The organism is Geodermatophilus sp. SYSU D00691 (assembly GCF_054050275.1).
In genome coordinates, this window is sequence record NZ_JBJGYZ010000017.1 from 45,306 (window position 1) to 59,407 (window position 14,102).

At 75.2% G+C, this 14,102-nt stretch carries 14 protein-coding genes; 10 read left to right on the top strand and 4 right to left on the bottom strand.

Translation table 11 applies throughout. The features are described from left to right. Window positions 1-125: 125 nt before the first annotated feature. Together ACI797_RS13995 and ACI797_RS14000 are read left to right on the top strand one after the other, a co-directional pair. Window positions 126-2,222: a putative bifunctional diguanylate cyclase/phosphodiesterase gene (locus ACI797_RS13995; RefSeq protein WP_456859276.1), complete on the top strand. Its 2,097-nt coding sequence runs from the start codon at window positions 126-128 to the stop codon at window positions 2,220-2,222. Then, on the top strand, window positions 2,219-3,022 hold the full coding sequence (locus ACI797_RS14000; protein WP_456859278.1) for an NYN domain-containing protein: 804 nt from the start codon (window positions 2,219-2,221) through the stop codon (window positions 3,020-3,022). The genes ACI797_RS13995 and ACI797_RS14000 overlap by 4 nt, the downstream gene beginning before the upstream one ends. A gap of 163 nt (window positions 3,023-3,185) precedes the next feature. Here the strand turns inward: ACI797_RS14000 and ACI797_RS14005 are convergent, their stop codons facing one another. Further along, window positions 3,186-3,509 carry a GGDEF domain-containing protein gene (locus ACI797_RS14005; protein WP_456859279.1) on the bottom strand — a complete coding sequence of 108 codons (324 nt, stop codon included), beginning with the start codon at window positions 3,507-3,509 and terminating at the stop codon, window positions 3,186-3,188. Between the two features lie 373 nt (window positions 3,510-3,882). Between ACI797_RS14005 and ACI797_RS14010 the strand changes: the two genes are divergently transcribed. Beyond that, window positions 3,883-4,119: a hypothetical protein gene (locus ACI797_RS14010; RefSeq protein WP_456542469.1), complete on the top strand. Its 237-nt coding sequence runs from the start codon at window positions 3,883-3,885 to the stop codon at window positions 4,117-4,119. A gap of 3 nt (window positions 4,120-4,122) precedes the next feature. On the opposite strand, the gene ACI797_RS14015 is transcribed toward ACI797_RS14010, so the two are convergent. Next, window positions 4,123-4,569 (bottom strand): YdeI/OmpD-associated family protein, encoded by a 447-nt coding sequence (locus ACI797_RS14015; protein ID WP_456859280.1) that lies wholly within the window; start codon window positions 4,567-4,569, stop codon window positions 4,123-4,125. Window positions 4,570-4,787: 218 nt separating this feature from the next. On the opposite strand from ACI797_RS14015, the gene ACI797_RS14020 reads away from it, so the two are divergent. Beyond that, window positions 4,788-5,426, top strand: a complete 639-nt coding sequence (locus ACI797_RS14020) for a PilZ domain-containing protein (protein ID WP_456859281.1) — start codon at window positions 4,788-4,790, stop codon at window positions 5,424-5,426. 3 nt (window positions 5,427-5,429) lie between these two features. On the opposite strand, the gene ACI797_RS14025 is transcribed toward ACI797_RS14020, so the two are convergent. Continuing rightward, window positions 5,430-5,891, bottom strand: a complete 462-nt coding sequence (locus ACI797_RS14025) for an ATP-binding protein (RefSeq protein ID WP_456859282.1) — start codon at window positions 5,889-5,891, stop codon at window positions 5,430-5,432. A gap of 202 nt (window positions 5,892-6,093) precedes the next feature. Between ACI797_RS14025 and ACI797_RS14030 the strand changes: the two genes are divergently transcribed. The 4 genes from ACI797_RS14030 to ACI797_RS14045 all read left to right on the top strand — a co-directional run bounded on the left by ACI797_RS14030 (window position 6,094) and on the right by ACI797_RS14045 (window position 9,458). Next, window positions 6,094-6,789, top strand: a complete 696-nt coding sequence (locus tag ACI797_RS14030) for an ANTAR domain-containing protein (protein ID WP_456859283.1) — start codon at window positions 6,094-6,096, stop codon at window positions 6,787-6,789. 4 nt (window positions 6,790-6,793) lie between these two features. Further along, the gene (locus ACI797_RS14035; protein WP_456859284.1) at window positions 6,794-7,504 is read left to right on the top strand and encodes a GAF domain-containing protein; all 711 of its coding nucleotides are present in this window, start codon (window positions 6,794-6,796) and stop codon (window positions 7,502-7,504) included. Window positions 7,505-7,548: 44 nt separating this feature from the next. Continuing rightward, complete coding sequence (locus ACI797_RS14040) at window positions 7,549-8,271, top strand: GAF and ANTAR domain-containing protein (protein ID WP_456859285.1); 723 nt, start codon at window positions 7,549-7,551, stop codon at window positions 8,269-8,271. 161 nt (window positions 8,272-8,432) lie between these two features. Next, complete coding sequence (locus ACI797_RS14045; protein ID WP_456859286.1) at window positions 8,433-9,458, top strand: fatty acid desaturase family protein; 1,026 nt, start codon at window positions 8,433-8,435, stop codon at window positions 9,456-9,458. 10 nt (window positions 9,459-9,468) lie between these two features. Here the strand turns inward: ACI797_RS14045 and ACI797_RS14050 are convergent, their stop codons facing one another. Next, window positions 9,469-10,407: a nucleoside hydrolase gene (locus ACI797_RS14050; protein WP_456859287.1), complete on the bottom strand. Its 939-nt coding sequence runs from the start codon at window positions 10,405-10,407 to the stop codon at window positions 9,469-9,471. A gap of 51 nt (window positions 10,408-10,458) precedes the next feature. On the opposite strand from ACI797_RS14050, the gene ACI797_RS14055 reads away from it, so the two are divergent. Together ACI797_RS14055 and ACI797_RS14060 are read left to right on the top strand one after the other, a co-directional pair. Next, complete coding sequence (locus ACI797_RS14055; RefSeq protein ID WP_456859288.1) at window positions 10,459-11,331, top strand: ATP-grasp domain-containing protein; 873 nt, start codon at window positions 10,459-10,461, stop codon at window positions 11,329-11,331. A 935-nt stretch (window positions 11,332-12,266) separates the two neighbouring features. Beyond that, window positions 12,267-14,072: a gamma-glutamyltransferase family protein gene (locus tag ACI797_RS14060; protein ID WP_456859290.1), complete on the top strand. Its 1,806-nt coding sequence runs from the start codon at window positions 12,267-12,269 to the stop codon at window positions 14,070-14,072. Window positions 14,073-14,102 lie beyond the last annotated feature (30 nt).

Below are 14,102 nucleotides of genomic sequence, written 5' to 3' on the forward strand. Positions count from 1 at the left end.
GCTGTCCCCGGCTACTCTCGTGGGGAGCGCCGGCGCCACCGATGCCGTCGGCGGCGTCCAGGTCGGTCGGTCCGCGGTGTCCCGCGGCCGGATCCGGCACACCGGGGGAGCAGGAAGCGGGCAGCGTGGAGTCTCACGACGTCGACCGGACGCCGGTCCGTCACGACCCGCTCCACGGGATCGCCGACGCCGTCTTCCAGCTGGACCCCCGCTGGCGGTTCACCTACGTGAACCCGGCCGGCGAGCGGCTGCTGCGCACCTCCGCCGACGAACTCCTCGGCCACACGCTCAAGCACTGCCGTCCGGAGATCACCGGGAGGCTGCTGGCCGACCAGCTCGTCAGCGTCGTCGAGGACGGCCAGCCGCGCGCCTTCGAATACGTGCACGAGCCGTCCCAGCGCTGGTACGAGATCCGGGCGACCCCCGACTCCTTCGGCGTCACCATCTTCGTCCGCGACATCGACGAGCGGCGCCGCGCTGACCTGGTGCGCCGGGCGCGCACGAGCCAGCTGACGGCGATCCTGGAGTCGCTGCCCGCGGCGACCGTGCTGGTCGGCGAGGACGGCCGCATCCAGACCGCCAACCGGGCGTGGGCGCTCAACGGCGACCTCCTCCGGCAGAACGGCTACGAGCCCGGCGTCGTCGGCGACGACTACCTGACCTGCATGGCCAACGGGCTGGACCCGGCCGACCACGCGGCGATCGCGGCCGGGCTCAAGGAGCTCGTGGAGGGATCGGCGGACACCCGGCCCTTCGACCACGAGTACTCCACACGCCTGGGCCCGTCGGTCGCCTGGTTCCACCTGCAGGCGTCCCGGGTGGTCGGGTCCCGCCAGGTCGTGGTCAGCCACGTCGACGTCACCGAGCGGGTGGTCGGCGAGCAGGCGCTGGCGTGGCAGGCCCGGCACGACGAGCTGACCGGCCTGCCCAACCGCTCCCGGTTGCTGGAGCTGATCGCCGACGCGCTGCACGATCCCAGCCGCCGCTCGACGGCGCTGCTGCACCTCGACCTCGACGGGTTCAAGACGGTCAACGACTCGCTGGGGCACCAGGTCGGCGACGCGCTGCTGCGGCAGGTGGCCTACCGGCTGGTCGAGCAGGTGCGCCCCGGCGACGCGGTCGGCCGGCTGGCCGGCGACCAGTTCCTGGTGCTGGCCCGGGACGTCGACAGCAACGAGGCGGCCGCGCTGGCGTTCCGGCTGCAGGGCTCGTTCACCGCGCCGTTCCCGGCCGAGGGGCTGGCCGTGCCGCTGTCGGCGAGCATCGGCGTGGCGGTGGCCGAGCCCGGGTCCCAGGACGCCCACGGCCTGCTCAGCGACGCCGACTCGGCCATGTACGCGGCCAAGGCCTCCGGGCGCGACCGCGTCCACCTCTTCTCGGCGGGCCTGCGCGACGCCGCGCGCTGGCGCCTGGAGGTCGCCACCCGGCTGCGCGACGGCGCGCTCGACCAGCTCGTCGTCCACTACCAGCCGATCGTCCGGCTGGACACGGGCGCGATCGAGGGCGTCGAGGCCCTGGTCCGCTGGCAGCACCCCGAGCGCGGCCTGCTGCCGCCGGACTCCTTCCTGTCGGTGGCCGAGGAGACCGGCCAGCTGATCCCGATGACCCGCTGGCTGCTGCACGAGACCAGCCGCAACGCGGCGCAGTGGGCGGCCGAGGGGCTGCCGCTGCGAATCGCGGTCAACATCAGCGCGCGGCACTTCGCCACCGAGACCCTGGTGCGCGACGTGCGATCGGCGCTGCGGGAGTCCGGCCTGCCGCCGGAGCACCTCACCGTGGAGCTGACCGAGACCAGCCTGGCCGAGGACCCGGCCCGCGCCGAGGAGCAGCTGTCGGTCCTGCGGTCGTTCGGCGTCCGCGTCGCGATCGACGACTTCGGCACCGGCTGGTCCTCGCTCGCCCAGCTGCTGGCGCTGCCCATCGGCACCCTGAAGATCGACCGCTCGCTGCTCAGCGCCGCGCAGCAGGTGTCGGCGTCCGGCAGCGGCGACGTGCTGGCCGCGATCGTGGCGCTGACCCGCACGCTCGGCATCCGGTCGGTGGCCGAGGGCGTGGAGACCCCCGAGCACCTGCGGCTGGTCCGCGACGCCGGCTGCGACCTCGCCCAGGGCTGGCTGCTCGGGCAGCCGATGCCGGCCGAGCGGGTCGCCGCCTGGGTGCACGCGGTCAACGCGGCCGGTGGCGACCGCTGCGCGCTCGCCGTGGAGGGCCAGCGGCGTTGACCGACCGGCCGGCCCGCCGGCGGGTGCGCCGGGCCAGCGCCCCGGCGGGGCCACCCCGGCCGGCGGCCGACCTCCCCGGCGTCCTCGGCGGCGGCGACGGGCAGACTGCGGGGGTGCTCGAGACCCCGGTCCTGGACGACCCCGCCGCCGCGTCGACCGGTGACCGGTCGCGACCGCCGCTGGACCTGCTCATCTGGGACGCGCCGAACATCGACATGACCCTGTCGACGGTGATCGGCGCGCGGCCCACCGCCGAGACGCGGCCGCGCTTTGACGCCATCGCCGCCTGGTTCGTCGAGGGGGCCGGGGACCCGGGAGCGCCGGACGCCCCCGAGGTCGAGGCGTGCGTGTTCGCCAACATCCCGCCGGTCGTCGGCAGCCTGCAGCGGTGGGTGGAGGCGCTGCGCAGCTTCGGGTTCGCCGTCTTCGCCCGGCCCAAGACGCAGCCGGACGACGACATCGACCAGGACATGCTCGACCACATCGACGTCCGGTCGCACAGCCACCGGCTGCGCCGGCTGGTGGTGTTCTCGGGTGACGGCCGGAACTTCGCCGAGCCGCTGGAGGAGCTGGTCCGGCAGGGGACGCAGGTCGTCGTGGTCGCCTTCAGCGAGGTTGCCGGCTACGCGATCAGCTCCGACCTGCTCGAGTTCATCGACATCGAGGACGTGCCGGGAGCCTTCGCCGCGCCGCTGGACCGGGTCCGGCTGGACGCGCTGCCGCCGGACGGCGCGTGGCTGCGGCCGACCCGCAGCCTGCGCGAGTTCGTCAGCGGCTTCACCGCCCGCCGCAGCGGCTGAGCCGCTACGCGGTGGGGGCGCCCACCGCGTCGGTGGGTGATCTTGGCGCGGTGGAGCTGGGCGTCGGCTCGGGATACGCGCTCGAGCGGGTAGGCCCGGGCGCCGGTGCCGACAGCCACGCCGAGCGACAGGCTGATCGCGCGCCGGGCTCCAAGCCGGCCCGCTACAGCTCCCGGGCCCGCTCGCGCGGGGCACGGGCCAGGTCGACGGTCCGCTCCAGGCCGCCCCGGGGGAGCAGGATGCCGAACTGGTCGCCGCCGGCGTGGCCGTAGCGGTCGTTGACCTGCTTGAAGTGGTTGAGGTCGAGGAGGACGACGGCGACGTCGGTGGCCTCAGCGCGGGCCTCCGCGCAGACCGGGCTGAGCTCGGCGTCCCAGCGGCGGCGGTTGGCCAGCCCGGTGAGCGGGTCCTCGTGGCTGAGCCGATCCAGCCGCGCCAGCAGGGCGCTGGGTCCGGTCCTGCTCGCGCTTCGGGCGCACGCGCGCACCGAGCTCGCTGACGGTCACCCGCTGCGTGGGCGACGATCGCGATGATCCAGGCGGTGGCGACATGGTAGACGCCGGTCGTCAGCGCCTCCACGCCCACCGCCGAGCCCGGGCAGCAGGGCCGCGCCGGCCAGAGGCAGCCAGGTCACCGCGATCAGGCACACCGTCCCATCGGCGCCCCGGTCCGCTGACCCGAGGGCCTCGACCCCGCCTGGCCCCCGCGGGGTGAGGGCCGTCCCCGGCGGCGACCGTGTGCGCGAACTGTCAGTTCCGGCCCGGCGGGCTGACAGTTCGCGCACACGGTCGGTGCGTCGTGCGTGTCCGCCGGCGCCGTCCGGGGAAGGAGCGCGTCCGACACCGGTCCGGGGAGGGGCGATGGCGGTCTGCGAGGTCTGCGGCAACGACTACGACATGAGCTTCGAGGTGGTCGCCGCCGGCGCCCGGCACACCTTCGACAGCTTCGAGTGCGCGATCCACAAGATGGCCCCGGTGTGCGAGCACTGCGGCTGCAAGGTGATCGGCCACGGCGTCGTGGTCGAGGGCCACTTCTACTGCTGCGCCCACTGCGCCCGGCACGAGCACGAGGGCGCCGCGGTCGCCGACTCGGCCTGAGTTCTAGCGGCCGCCCTCACGCAGCATCGCCAGGGCCTTCTCCACCCGCCGCGCCCGGGTCTCCGGGGTCTTCGCATCCTCGATGGCCAGCACGTGGCGCTGCCGGTGGCTGTAGGCGAGCTTCTCGAAGGTCGCGCGGGCGGCGTCGTCACCGGCCAGGGCGGCGGCCAGGTCGTCGGGCACGACGACCTCGCGCGGCGCGTCGTCCAGCTCGATGTCGACGTCGACCTCGTCACCGCCCGCCACCCCGGCCGCGGCCCGGTTCGCGGAGCTCAGCGACAGCATGAAGCCGCCGTTGCGCGAGGCGACGGTGCTCCGGTAGGTGTGCCCGCCCACGGTCACGCGCACGGGCGGCTTGCGCCCGGCGCCCAGCGCCTCCACCACCTCGGCGGGGACCGGCAGGCCGGTCGTCGTCCCCCCGGTCTGCTCCACCGTCGTCCGGAACCTCATGGTGCCGCAGTCTGCCCGCGCGCCGGTCGGGGCGGAAGGATGCGCGGGCGACAGCACGTTCACCGTGGGTGACCGGCTCCCCCGTCGGGGTGAGCGGCACTGTCGGCGAGTCGGGCCGGCGACGGAACCTGACGATCCGCGTGACGGCTACGGTTCGTCACCGCGGGGTCCGCCGGCTGGTCCTCGGACACCGCGGACCCAGATCGGAGTGACCACAGATGATCAGCGAGCCGGGTGTCGACCACCCGGAGGAGCAGACCGAGGCCGAGGTGACGCTCACCAGCCGGGGCGTCTCGGTCAGCACGCGCGTCGAGATGGTCAGCGGAGGTGCCCTGACCGTCCGGCCGTCGGTCAGCGAGTTCGTCGACGAGGTCGTCGTCGTCCCCGGTGACGCGGTCGAGGTCTTCTGGATCGCCGACGAGGAGACCCGCGCGCTGCCCGCCGAGGTCGTCGACGTCGAGCAGGGCGCCGCGGTGCGCTGGCGGCTGCGCGCCACCGGACCGGCCGGGGTCAGCCAGCGCCGCAAGGCGGTGCGCGCGCGGCTCACGCTGCCGGCCGGGGTCGGCTTCAGCAGCGTCGAGCTCGAGGGCGAGTCCGTGGACCTCAGCGAGGCCGGCCTGCGCGTGACCGCCGAGGGCTTCGGCGCGCCGCCCGAGAACGGCGACCAGGTCGACCTGGTCCTCGAGATGGAGGACGCGCCGCTGCGCACCAGGGCGGAGGTGGTGCGCCTGCAGGCCCGGGGCACCCGCTGGCTGCTCTCGCTGCGCTTCGTCGGCCTGCCCGAGCGGGAGGGCGACCGCGTGCGCCGCCGCGTGTTCCAGGCGCTGCGCGAGGACCGCGCCAAGCGCCCGGACTAGGGGTCAGTCGCCCCAGCGGATGTCGGGGGACCGCGGCTCGGGCAGCTGGTCCCGGGCGCTCTCCAGGTCCGTGCGCCCGGAGGGCAGCCGCGCCCACACGTGCTTGCGCCCCGGCCGGCCCTCCCAGCCGAAGTCGACCGACAGCTGGGCCACCAGGTGCAGTCCCATGCCGCCCAGGGCGGGGTCGCGGTCGACCGCCGGCACCGGGGGCTTGTGCGGCGCCTCGTCGCTGAGGTCGAGCAGCCAGCCGTCGGGACCGGCCACCACCAGCGCGCGCACGTCACCACCGCCGTGCCGCAGGGCGTTGGACGCCAGCTCCTCGAACACCAGCAGCAGCCCGTCGCGCGCGTCGTCGGTGGAGTGGGAGCTGACCGACGGGTGGGCGATCCGCGCCCGCAGGTCGGAGCGCACCCGCGACACCACGGGCATCGAGGCCAGCTGCCAGTGCCAGACGTCGCCGGGCACCGAGGGCACCGGGGCACAGGGCCAGGTGTCGAGGGCCGCAGGGGGACCGGGGTCCCGGCTCGGCTCCTGGACCATCCCTACCCCTCGCGTCTGCTCCGCACGGTCGGGACGGCGTCCCCGGGCGGCCTCCATCCTGACCGAAAGCTGGCCGTCGTGCAGAGGGGGCCCGGAATCCCGGGTGGCTGTTGGCAGACTGTCCGGCGTGGAGCAGCTGCTGCGGGAGCTCAGCCGGGTGGTCCTGGCCGATCGCCGCCTCGAGGAGATCCTCGGCGAGATCACCGACCTCGCCCGGCGGAGCATCCCCGGGGCGGAGTCGACGTCGATCACCCTGATCCGGGACGACAAGGGCTTCACCGCCGCGCACAGCGGGCAGATGGCGCTCGACGCCGACGAGCTGCAGTACGAGCGCGGTTACGGGCCGTGCCTCGACGCCGGCCGCGGCAACGTCGTGCTGCGGATCGACGACATGACCACCGAGCAGCGCTGGCCGGACTACGTGGCGCGGGTCCGCGAGCTGGGCGTGGGCAGTTCGCTGTCGGTCCCCCTGCCGTACCAGGGCACCAGCATCGGCGCGCTCAACATCTACTCGTCGACGCCGCGGGCCTTCGCCTCTGCGGAGTCGCTCGAGGCCGGCCTCGAGGTCGCCGAGGCGATCGCGGTCGCCGTCGTGAACGCCGACGCGCACGCCCAGCTCGGCGAGCAGGCCCGGCACATGCGGCTGGCCATGGACTCGCGGGCCGTGATCGAGCAGGCCAAGGGCGTGCTCATGGCCCAGCGGCACATCGACGCCGAGCAGGCGTTCGAGGTGCTGCGCGAGGCCTCGCAGCGCTACAACCGCAAACTGCGTGACATCGCCCAGGGCATCGTCGCCTCCACCCAGGACGGGAAGCGCGGGTGACCCCGTGTCCTCGCGCGGGAGCGAGATCCTGGCCGCGCTCCTCGCGGCCGGCGAGGACGACGGCGGCCTGCTCCCTCGGCTGACCGACGCCTGCGCCCGTGCACTGCCGGGCACCGGGGTCGGTCTCGTGCTGCGGAGCCGGGACGGCCCGCCCGCCACGGTCGCGGTGGCCGGGCCGCGGGCGTCGCTCGCGGAGGAGCTGCAGTTCACCGTGGGCGAGGGGCCGTGCGTCGACGCGGTGCGAACCGGTCGCCTCGTCCTGCAGCCGGACCTCGGCCGGAACGGACCGACGCGGTGGCCGGCCTTCTGCGCCGCGGCTCTCGACGCCGGCATCCGGGCGGTCTTCGCGCTGCCGCTGGTTGTGGGCACGATCCGGCTCGGCAGCCTGGACCTCTACCGGGCACACGTCGGGGGGCTCAGCGATGCCGAGCTTGCCGAGGCGCTGTCGTTCGCCGACGTGGCGACCGCCGTCCTGCTGCACCCGGGGGACGACGCCGCATCCGGTCCGGTGGCGGTGGTCGAGGACCGCGCGGAGGTGCACCAGGCGACCGGCATGGTGTCGGTGCAGGCCGGTGTACCGCTGGAGCAGGCCCTCGCGCTGCTGCGGGCGCGCGCCTACGCCGCCGAGCGGCCGGTCGGCACGGTCGCGCGGGACGTCCTGGCCGGTGTGCTGACCTTCTCGGAGGTCGAGCGCCCCGGCGAGCGGGGGCAGTGATCGAAGCAACGCGACGTCGAGGTCCGGGACGAGGGGAGCCGAGCATGGCCGGGTACGAGCGTCTGGCGCACGTCTTCGTCGAGCTCGCCGACACGCTGGTGGAGGAGTTCGACCCGGTCGACTTCCTGCAGGTGCTGGTGGACCGCTGCGTCGAGCTGCTGGACGCCGACGCCGCCGGGCTGGTGCTGGCCGACCAGCGCGGGGACCTGCAGCTCGTGGCTGCCACCGAGGAGCGGGCCCGGCTCCTGGAGCTGTTCCAGCTGGACGTGCGCGAGGGCCCCTGCCTGGACTGCTTCAGCAGCGGGGTCGCGCAGGCCAACATCGACCTCGCGGCCGTCTCCGACCGCTGGCCGCGGTTCCGCCCCGCGGCCGTGGCGGCCGGGTTCGGGGGAGCACACGCGCTGCCGATGCGGCTGCGCAGACAGGTGATCGGTGCGCTGAACCTGTTCACGGACGCGCCTCGCCGCCTGTCCGCCGACGATGTGGCGGTCGGGCAGGCGATGGCGGACGTCGCCACGATCGGCCTGCTGCACGAACGGAACCTGCACGACCAGACGGTGCTCTCCGAGCAGCTGCAGACGGCACTGAACAGCCGGGTGCTCATCGAGCAGGCGAAGGGGGTGCTGGCGGCCCGGGCCGGGCTGAGCGTGGCCGAGGCGTTCGTCCGCATGCGCGCCCACGCCCGGCGGCACGGACTCGCGCTCACCGCGGTCGCCGAGGCCGTCGTGGCGGGCCGGCTCGACGCACGGGCGCTCCTCGGCTCCTAGCGCACGGACCGGTCCGTCCGCCGGTTCTGCGGGGACCGGCGAACGCGCCTATGGTGGAGGGCACGACAGGCGTCCGGCCGAGCACCACCGGACGACCATCGGGCCACCGGCCCGAGCGCCCCGGCCCCGGCGCGTGCGTTTCCCGCGCCGAGGAGACCCGCTTGACCACCGCCGAAGCACCGGCGCGCACCCGCGCGCGCAGCGACTACGCCGACCTGTCCGCCCGGATCAAGGCGGCCGGCCTGCTGGAACGGCGCACCGGCTACTACGTCGCGAAGTTCACCCTGACCCTGGGCCTGTTCGCCGCCGCCTGGGCCGCGTTCGCGCTCATCGGCCCCAGCTGGTGGCAGCTGCTCACCGCGGCCGTCCTCGGTGTGCTGTCCACCCAGGTCGCCATGCTGGGCCACGACGCCGGTCACAAGCAGGTGACGCGCACCCGGACCAGCAGCTACGTGACCGGCCTGCTCCTGGGCAACCTGCTGACCGGGCTGAGCTTCGGCTGGTGGATCGACAAGCACAACCGGCACCACGCCCACCCCAACCACGGGGAGCTCGACCCCGACGTCGCGCCCGCCGGCCCGCTCGTCTTCCTGCACGGACAGGCGGAGGGCCGGACCGGGCTCTTCGGGTGGCTCACCCGCCACCAGGCCGTCGTCTTCTTCCCGATCCTCCTGCTCGAGGGGCTGAACTTGCACGTCGGCAGCATCGAGGCGCTGCGCGACGGCACGGTCAGGGCGCGGTGGCGGGAGGGCGCGCTGCTCGCCGTCCACGTGGCCGCCTTCGTCGCCGCGCCGTTCCTCGTCCTGACCTGGGGCCAGGCGCTGCTCTTCCTCGCCGTCCACCAGGCGGTGTTCGGCTTCTACATGGGCTGCTCGTTCGCGCCCAACCACAAGGGCATGCCGCCGCTGACCGCCGAGGAGGAGAAGGACTACCTCCGCCGCCAGGTGCTGACCTCGCGCAACGTCCGGGGCAGCCGTTTCACCGACTGGCTGCTCGGTGGGCTGAACTACCAGATCGAGCACCACCTCTTCCCGAGCATGCCGCGACCCAACCTGCGGCGCGCGAAGCCGCTGGTCGAGCGGTTCTGCGCCGAGCGGGGCGTCCGGTACGTCGAGACCGGCCTGCTCGACTCCTACGCCCAGGTGCTCCGCCACCTCCACGACGTGGGCGAGCCGGCCCGGGCCTGAAGCCGGGACGTCACCGGTCGAGGCGGCTCAGCCGCTCGACCATGAACTCGACCGCGGTCGCGCTGTCGACCGTCTCGGCCACCGCGACGGCGCGGGGATCGGCCGAGACGTTGCGCCGGTCGACCAGCGTCTGACCGCGCCCGGCGCCCAGCGTGGTGTCGACGACGACGGAGCGGCGCACGCTGCCCAGCGTCCCCGGGGCGATGGCCTCGGTGAGCGCGAGCGCGTCGTGCACCACCACGCCGCTGGTCCCGTAGGAGCTGCGCGCGTGGTCCCGGTACTGCTGGAGGATCGCCGCCGCCTGCTCCCCCACCGGGCCCGCGGCCGCGAACCGGGCGATCCCGTCCTCGGTCAGCACCGTGGGGATGGTGACGTCGAGACCGACCATCGTGGTGGGCAGGCCGGCGCCGAACACCGCCTGCGCCGCCTCGGGGTCGGCCCACACGTTGAACTCGGCGGCCGCGGTGACGTTGCCGCCGTGGGACGCCGAGCCGCCCATGACGACCAGCCGGCCGATCCGCCGGGCGGCCTCGGGGAAGACGCCGAGCAGGAGGGCGAGGTTGGTCAGCGGCCCGATGGCCGCCACGGTGACGGGCTCGGGCGAGGACAGCAGGAGGTCGGCGAGGGCGATCACGGCCGGGCGCGGGTCGACGGCGGCCGGGGACGGCGGCAGCACCACCCCGCCGAGGCCCGCCCTGCCGTGCACGTGCCCGGCCCGCTCGGCCTGCGGGTGCACCAGCGACGCCGCGGCCCCGGCGGCGACCGGCACGTCGCTGCGGCCGGCCAGGTGCAGCACCCGCAGCGCGTTGTCCGTCGTCCGCTCCAGCTCCACGTTGCCGTGCACCGTGGTGACCAGCTTCAGGTCCACCTCCGGACTGGCCAGGGCGAGCAGGATCGCCAGGGCGTCGTCGATGCCGGGGTCGGTGTCGATCACCAGTGGCGTGGGCACCGGTGCATCCCACCAGAGGGCCCCGTCGGTGCCGCCCGGCAGACTGCCCGGGTGCCTTCCGTGCTCCTGGCCAGCTGCGCCGAGGCCCGGGGTCTGGACGACGACGAGCCGCTGCTGCTGGCCGCGCTCGCCGACGCCGGCCTCACCGCGGGCGTCGCCGACTGGGCCGATCCCGCCGCCGACTGGGCGGGCGCCGACCTGGTCGTCGTCCGCTCCACCTGGGACTACGCGCCGCGCCGCGCCGACTTCCTCGCGTGGGCGCGGTCGGTCGAGGCGGTCACGGCGCTGCACAACCCGGCAGCGGTGCTCGAGTGGAACACCGACAAGCGCTACCTCGCCGAGCTGGCCGAGGCCGGGATCGCCGTCGTCCCGACGACCTGGGCCGCCACGGCCGCGCAGGTGCCCGGCGCGCTCGCGCGGTGGGACGGCGACCTGGTGGTCAAGCCGGTGGTGTCGGCGGGGGCCCGCGACACGGCCCGCTTCCGGGCCGGCGACCGGACCGCGGCCGGCGCCTTCGCCGAGCGGGTCCTCGGCACCGGCCGGCCGGTCATGGTGCAGCCCTACCTGCACAGGCTGGACGACGAGGGCGAGACCGGCCTGGTCTACCTCGCCGGCGCGTACAGCCACGCCTTCGGCAAGGCGGCGCTGCTGGCGGGGGAGCCGCTCGGCCCCGGCCTGTTCGCCGCCGAGACCATCACCGCCCGCACCGCGACCGCGGCGCAGCGCGCCGTCGGCGACGCGGTGCTGGCCGCCGTCCGCGAGCGAACGGGCAGCGAGCCGCTGTACGCGCGGGTCGACCTCGTGCCGGATGCCGAGGGCGCACCCGTCGTGATCGAGGTGGAGCTGACCGAGCCGAGCCTCAACCTGCCCGTCGCGCCCGGCTCGGCCCAGCGGCTGGCCGCCGCGATCGCCGCGCGCCTCTAGGCCGCCACCCGCCGCGAGCCCCACATCCCCCGACACGCCGCGCGTGTCAGTGGCCGCGCGAGGCGACCGGTGCCGGAAATGGCGCCCGCGAGCGGGGAAATGCGTCTCATGTCGACAAGCGGACGGCGGAAAGAGCAGGTCACCGCCGGGTTCCGCGGGCTGCCGCAACGGTTCGGTCACGCGCACTCCAGGGGTGTCGTGAAAGAGCCGAAATGGCGTGCCCCGCCGCCTACTTTTCTCCTTGTCCGCGGCACCTTCCCCAGCCGCGGTCACCGGAACGGAAGGGAGGACGGCATGAGCAGCGAGACGCGTTCTCCGGCCGCCGCGCGGCTCCTGCCGTCCTCCCCTGCCGACGCCGACACCTCGCTCGCCGGCCTGCTGGACGTGCTCGACCGGGCCGACGCGATGCTGCCCCGCCCGGCGCACCGCCCGGCGCACCGCCCGCGCCGGTCGACGGCCTACCGCTCGTCCCGCGGCGTGGCGCTGCGCCCCGTGCCGCCGCTGCGCTCCCCCGCGGCTCCCGCGCGCCGGACCGAGCCGGCGCCCGTCGTCGCCCCCACCCCCGCGCCGGTCGCCGTCGCCCCGCCGGCGCCCGGCGGGCTGCGCGGGCTGGCCCGCCGCGCCGCGCTCTGGGGCGCCGGCCCGAACGGTGAGCACCTCGCCTGGAACCCCGGGCGCCCGGCTGCGGCGCCCGCTCCACGCCCGTGCCGCGGCCTGCGCGGCCTGCTGCGCCGCGCCGCCCTCTGGGGCGCCGGCCCGGACGGCGCCTACTGCAGCTGGGGCGCCTCGGCGCGGGTCATCTCGCTCGCCCCCGAGCGGCCCCGCCCGGACGGCCCCGTCGTCCTGCGCGCGCTGCCCAGCACCCCCACGATCCCGCCCGCGGCGTCTTCCCCCGCCGCGGCGCACCGTCCCGCTGCCGCACCTAGTGTGGCCGGGTGTTCACCACCCGACCGGAGCTCGCCGGCACCTTCGGCATGGTCGCCTCCACCCACTGGCTGGCCACCGCCGCCGGCATGGCCACCCTCGAGCAGGGCGGCAACGCGTTCGACGCGGCCGTCGCCACCGGGCTGGCCCTCCAGGTCGTGGAGCCCCACCTCAACGGGCCCGGGGGCGAGGTCCCCGTCCTCTTCGCCAGGGGGGATACGGGGCAGCCCGAGCTCCTGTCCGGTCAGGGGGTCGCCCCCGCCGCTGCGACGATCGACGCCTTCCGGGAACTGGACCTCCAGCTGGTCCCCGGAACCGGCCTCCTCGCCGCGACGGTCCCGGGCGCCGTCGGCGCCTGGCTGACCCTGCTGCGCGACCACGGCACCCTGCCGCTGGACGCCGTCCTCCGCTACGCCGTCGAGTACGCCGAGACCGGCCACCCCCTGCACCCGCGGGTGGTCGCGACCGTCGCCTCGGTCTCCGAGCACTTCCGCACCTCCTGGCCTACTTCGGCCGCCACCTGGCTCACCTCCGACGGTGCAGTTCCCGCCGCCGGCAGCCTCTTCCGCAACCCGGTCCTGGCCTCGACCTACCGCCGACTGCTCGACGCAGCGCGCGGTCCCACCCGAGAGGCGCAGATCGACGCGGCACTGGCCGCCTGGTGCACGGGCTTCGTCGCCGAGGCGATCGACAGGTTCTGCCGGTACCCGGTGCCGGACGACTCCGGTCGTCGGCACAGCGGGTTTCTGACCGCGCAGGACCTGGCCACGTGGACGCCGACGTACGAGCCGCCGGTCACGCTGGACTGGCGGGGGTGGACGCTCGCGAAGGCCGGGCCGTGGTCCCAGGGACCGGCGCTGCTCCAGGTGCTGGCGATGCTGGACGGTGCCCTGCCGGCCGGCTCCGCGGGACGCAACGCCTCCGTCTCCGAAGACGCGGACACCGCCGAGGTGGTGCATGCGAGCGTCGAGGCGATGAAGCTGGCGATGGCCGACCGCGAAGCCTGGTACGGGGACGTGGAGGACGTGCCGGTGGGCGAGCTGCTCTCGCCCGCCTACAACGCCGAGAGGCGGGCGCTCATCGGGGGGACCGCCAGCCGCGACCTGCGGCCCGGTTCCCCGGGTGGGCGCCCGCCCCGGCTGCCGGCCTTCGTGACCGCCGGCTCGACCGGGCCCCGCCCGCACGCCGCCGGCGTCGGCGAGCCGACCGTCGACCCGCTGGGCACGACCCGCGGCGACACCTGCCACGTCGACGTGGTCGACCGCTGGGGCAACCTGGTCTCCGCCACCCCGTCCGGGGGCTGGCTGCAGAGCTCGCCGGTGATCCCGGAGCTCGGCTTCGCGCTCGGCACCCGGGCGCAGATGTTCTGGCTCGAGCCCGGCCTGCCGAACTCGCTGGCGCCGGGCAAGCGCCCGCGCACCACCCTCACGCCGTCCCTGGCCCTGCGCGACGGCGTCCCCACCCTGGCGTTCGGCACCCCCGGCGGGGACCAGCAGGAGCAGTGGCAGCTGTGCTTCTGGCTGGCGCACACCCTGCGCGGACTCGACCTGCAGGCCGCCATCGACGCGCCGGCCTGGCACACGACCAGCTTCCCGTCGTCCTTCTACCCGCGGGACACCACGCCCGGGGAGGTCGTCGTCGAGTCGCGCATCGGCGACGGCGTCGTCGCGGAGCTGCGCCGCCGGGGCCACGACGTCGTCGTCTCGGACGCCTGGTCGCTGGGCCGGATGTCCGCCGTCAGCCGCGACCCGGCGACCGGGATCCTCCGGGCGGCGGCCAACCCGAGGGGGATGCAGGGCTACGCGGCCGGACGGTGAGTGCTCGATCGATTCCTGTCGGTTCCGACA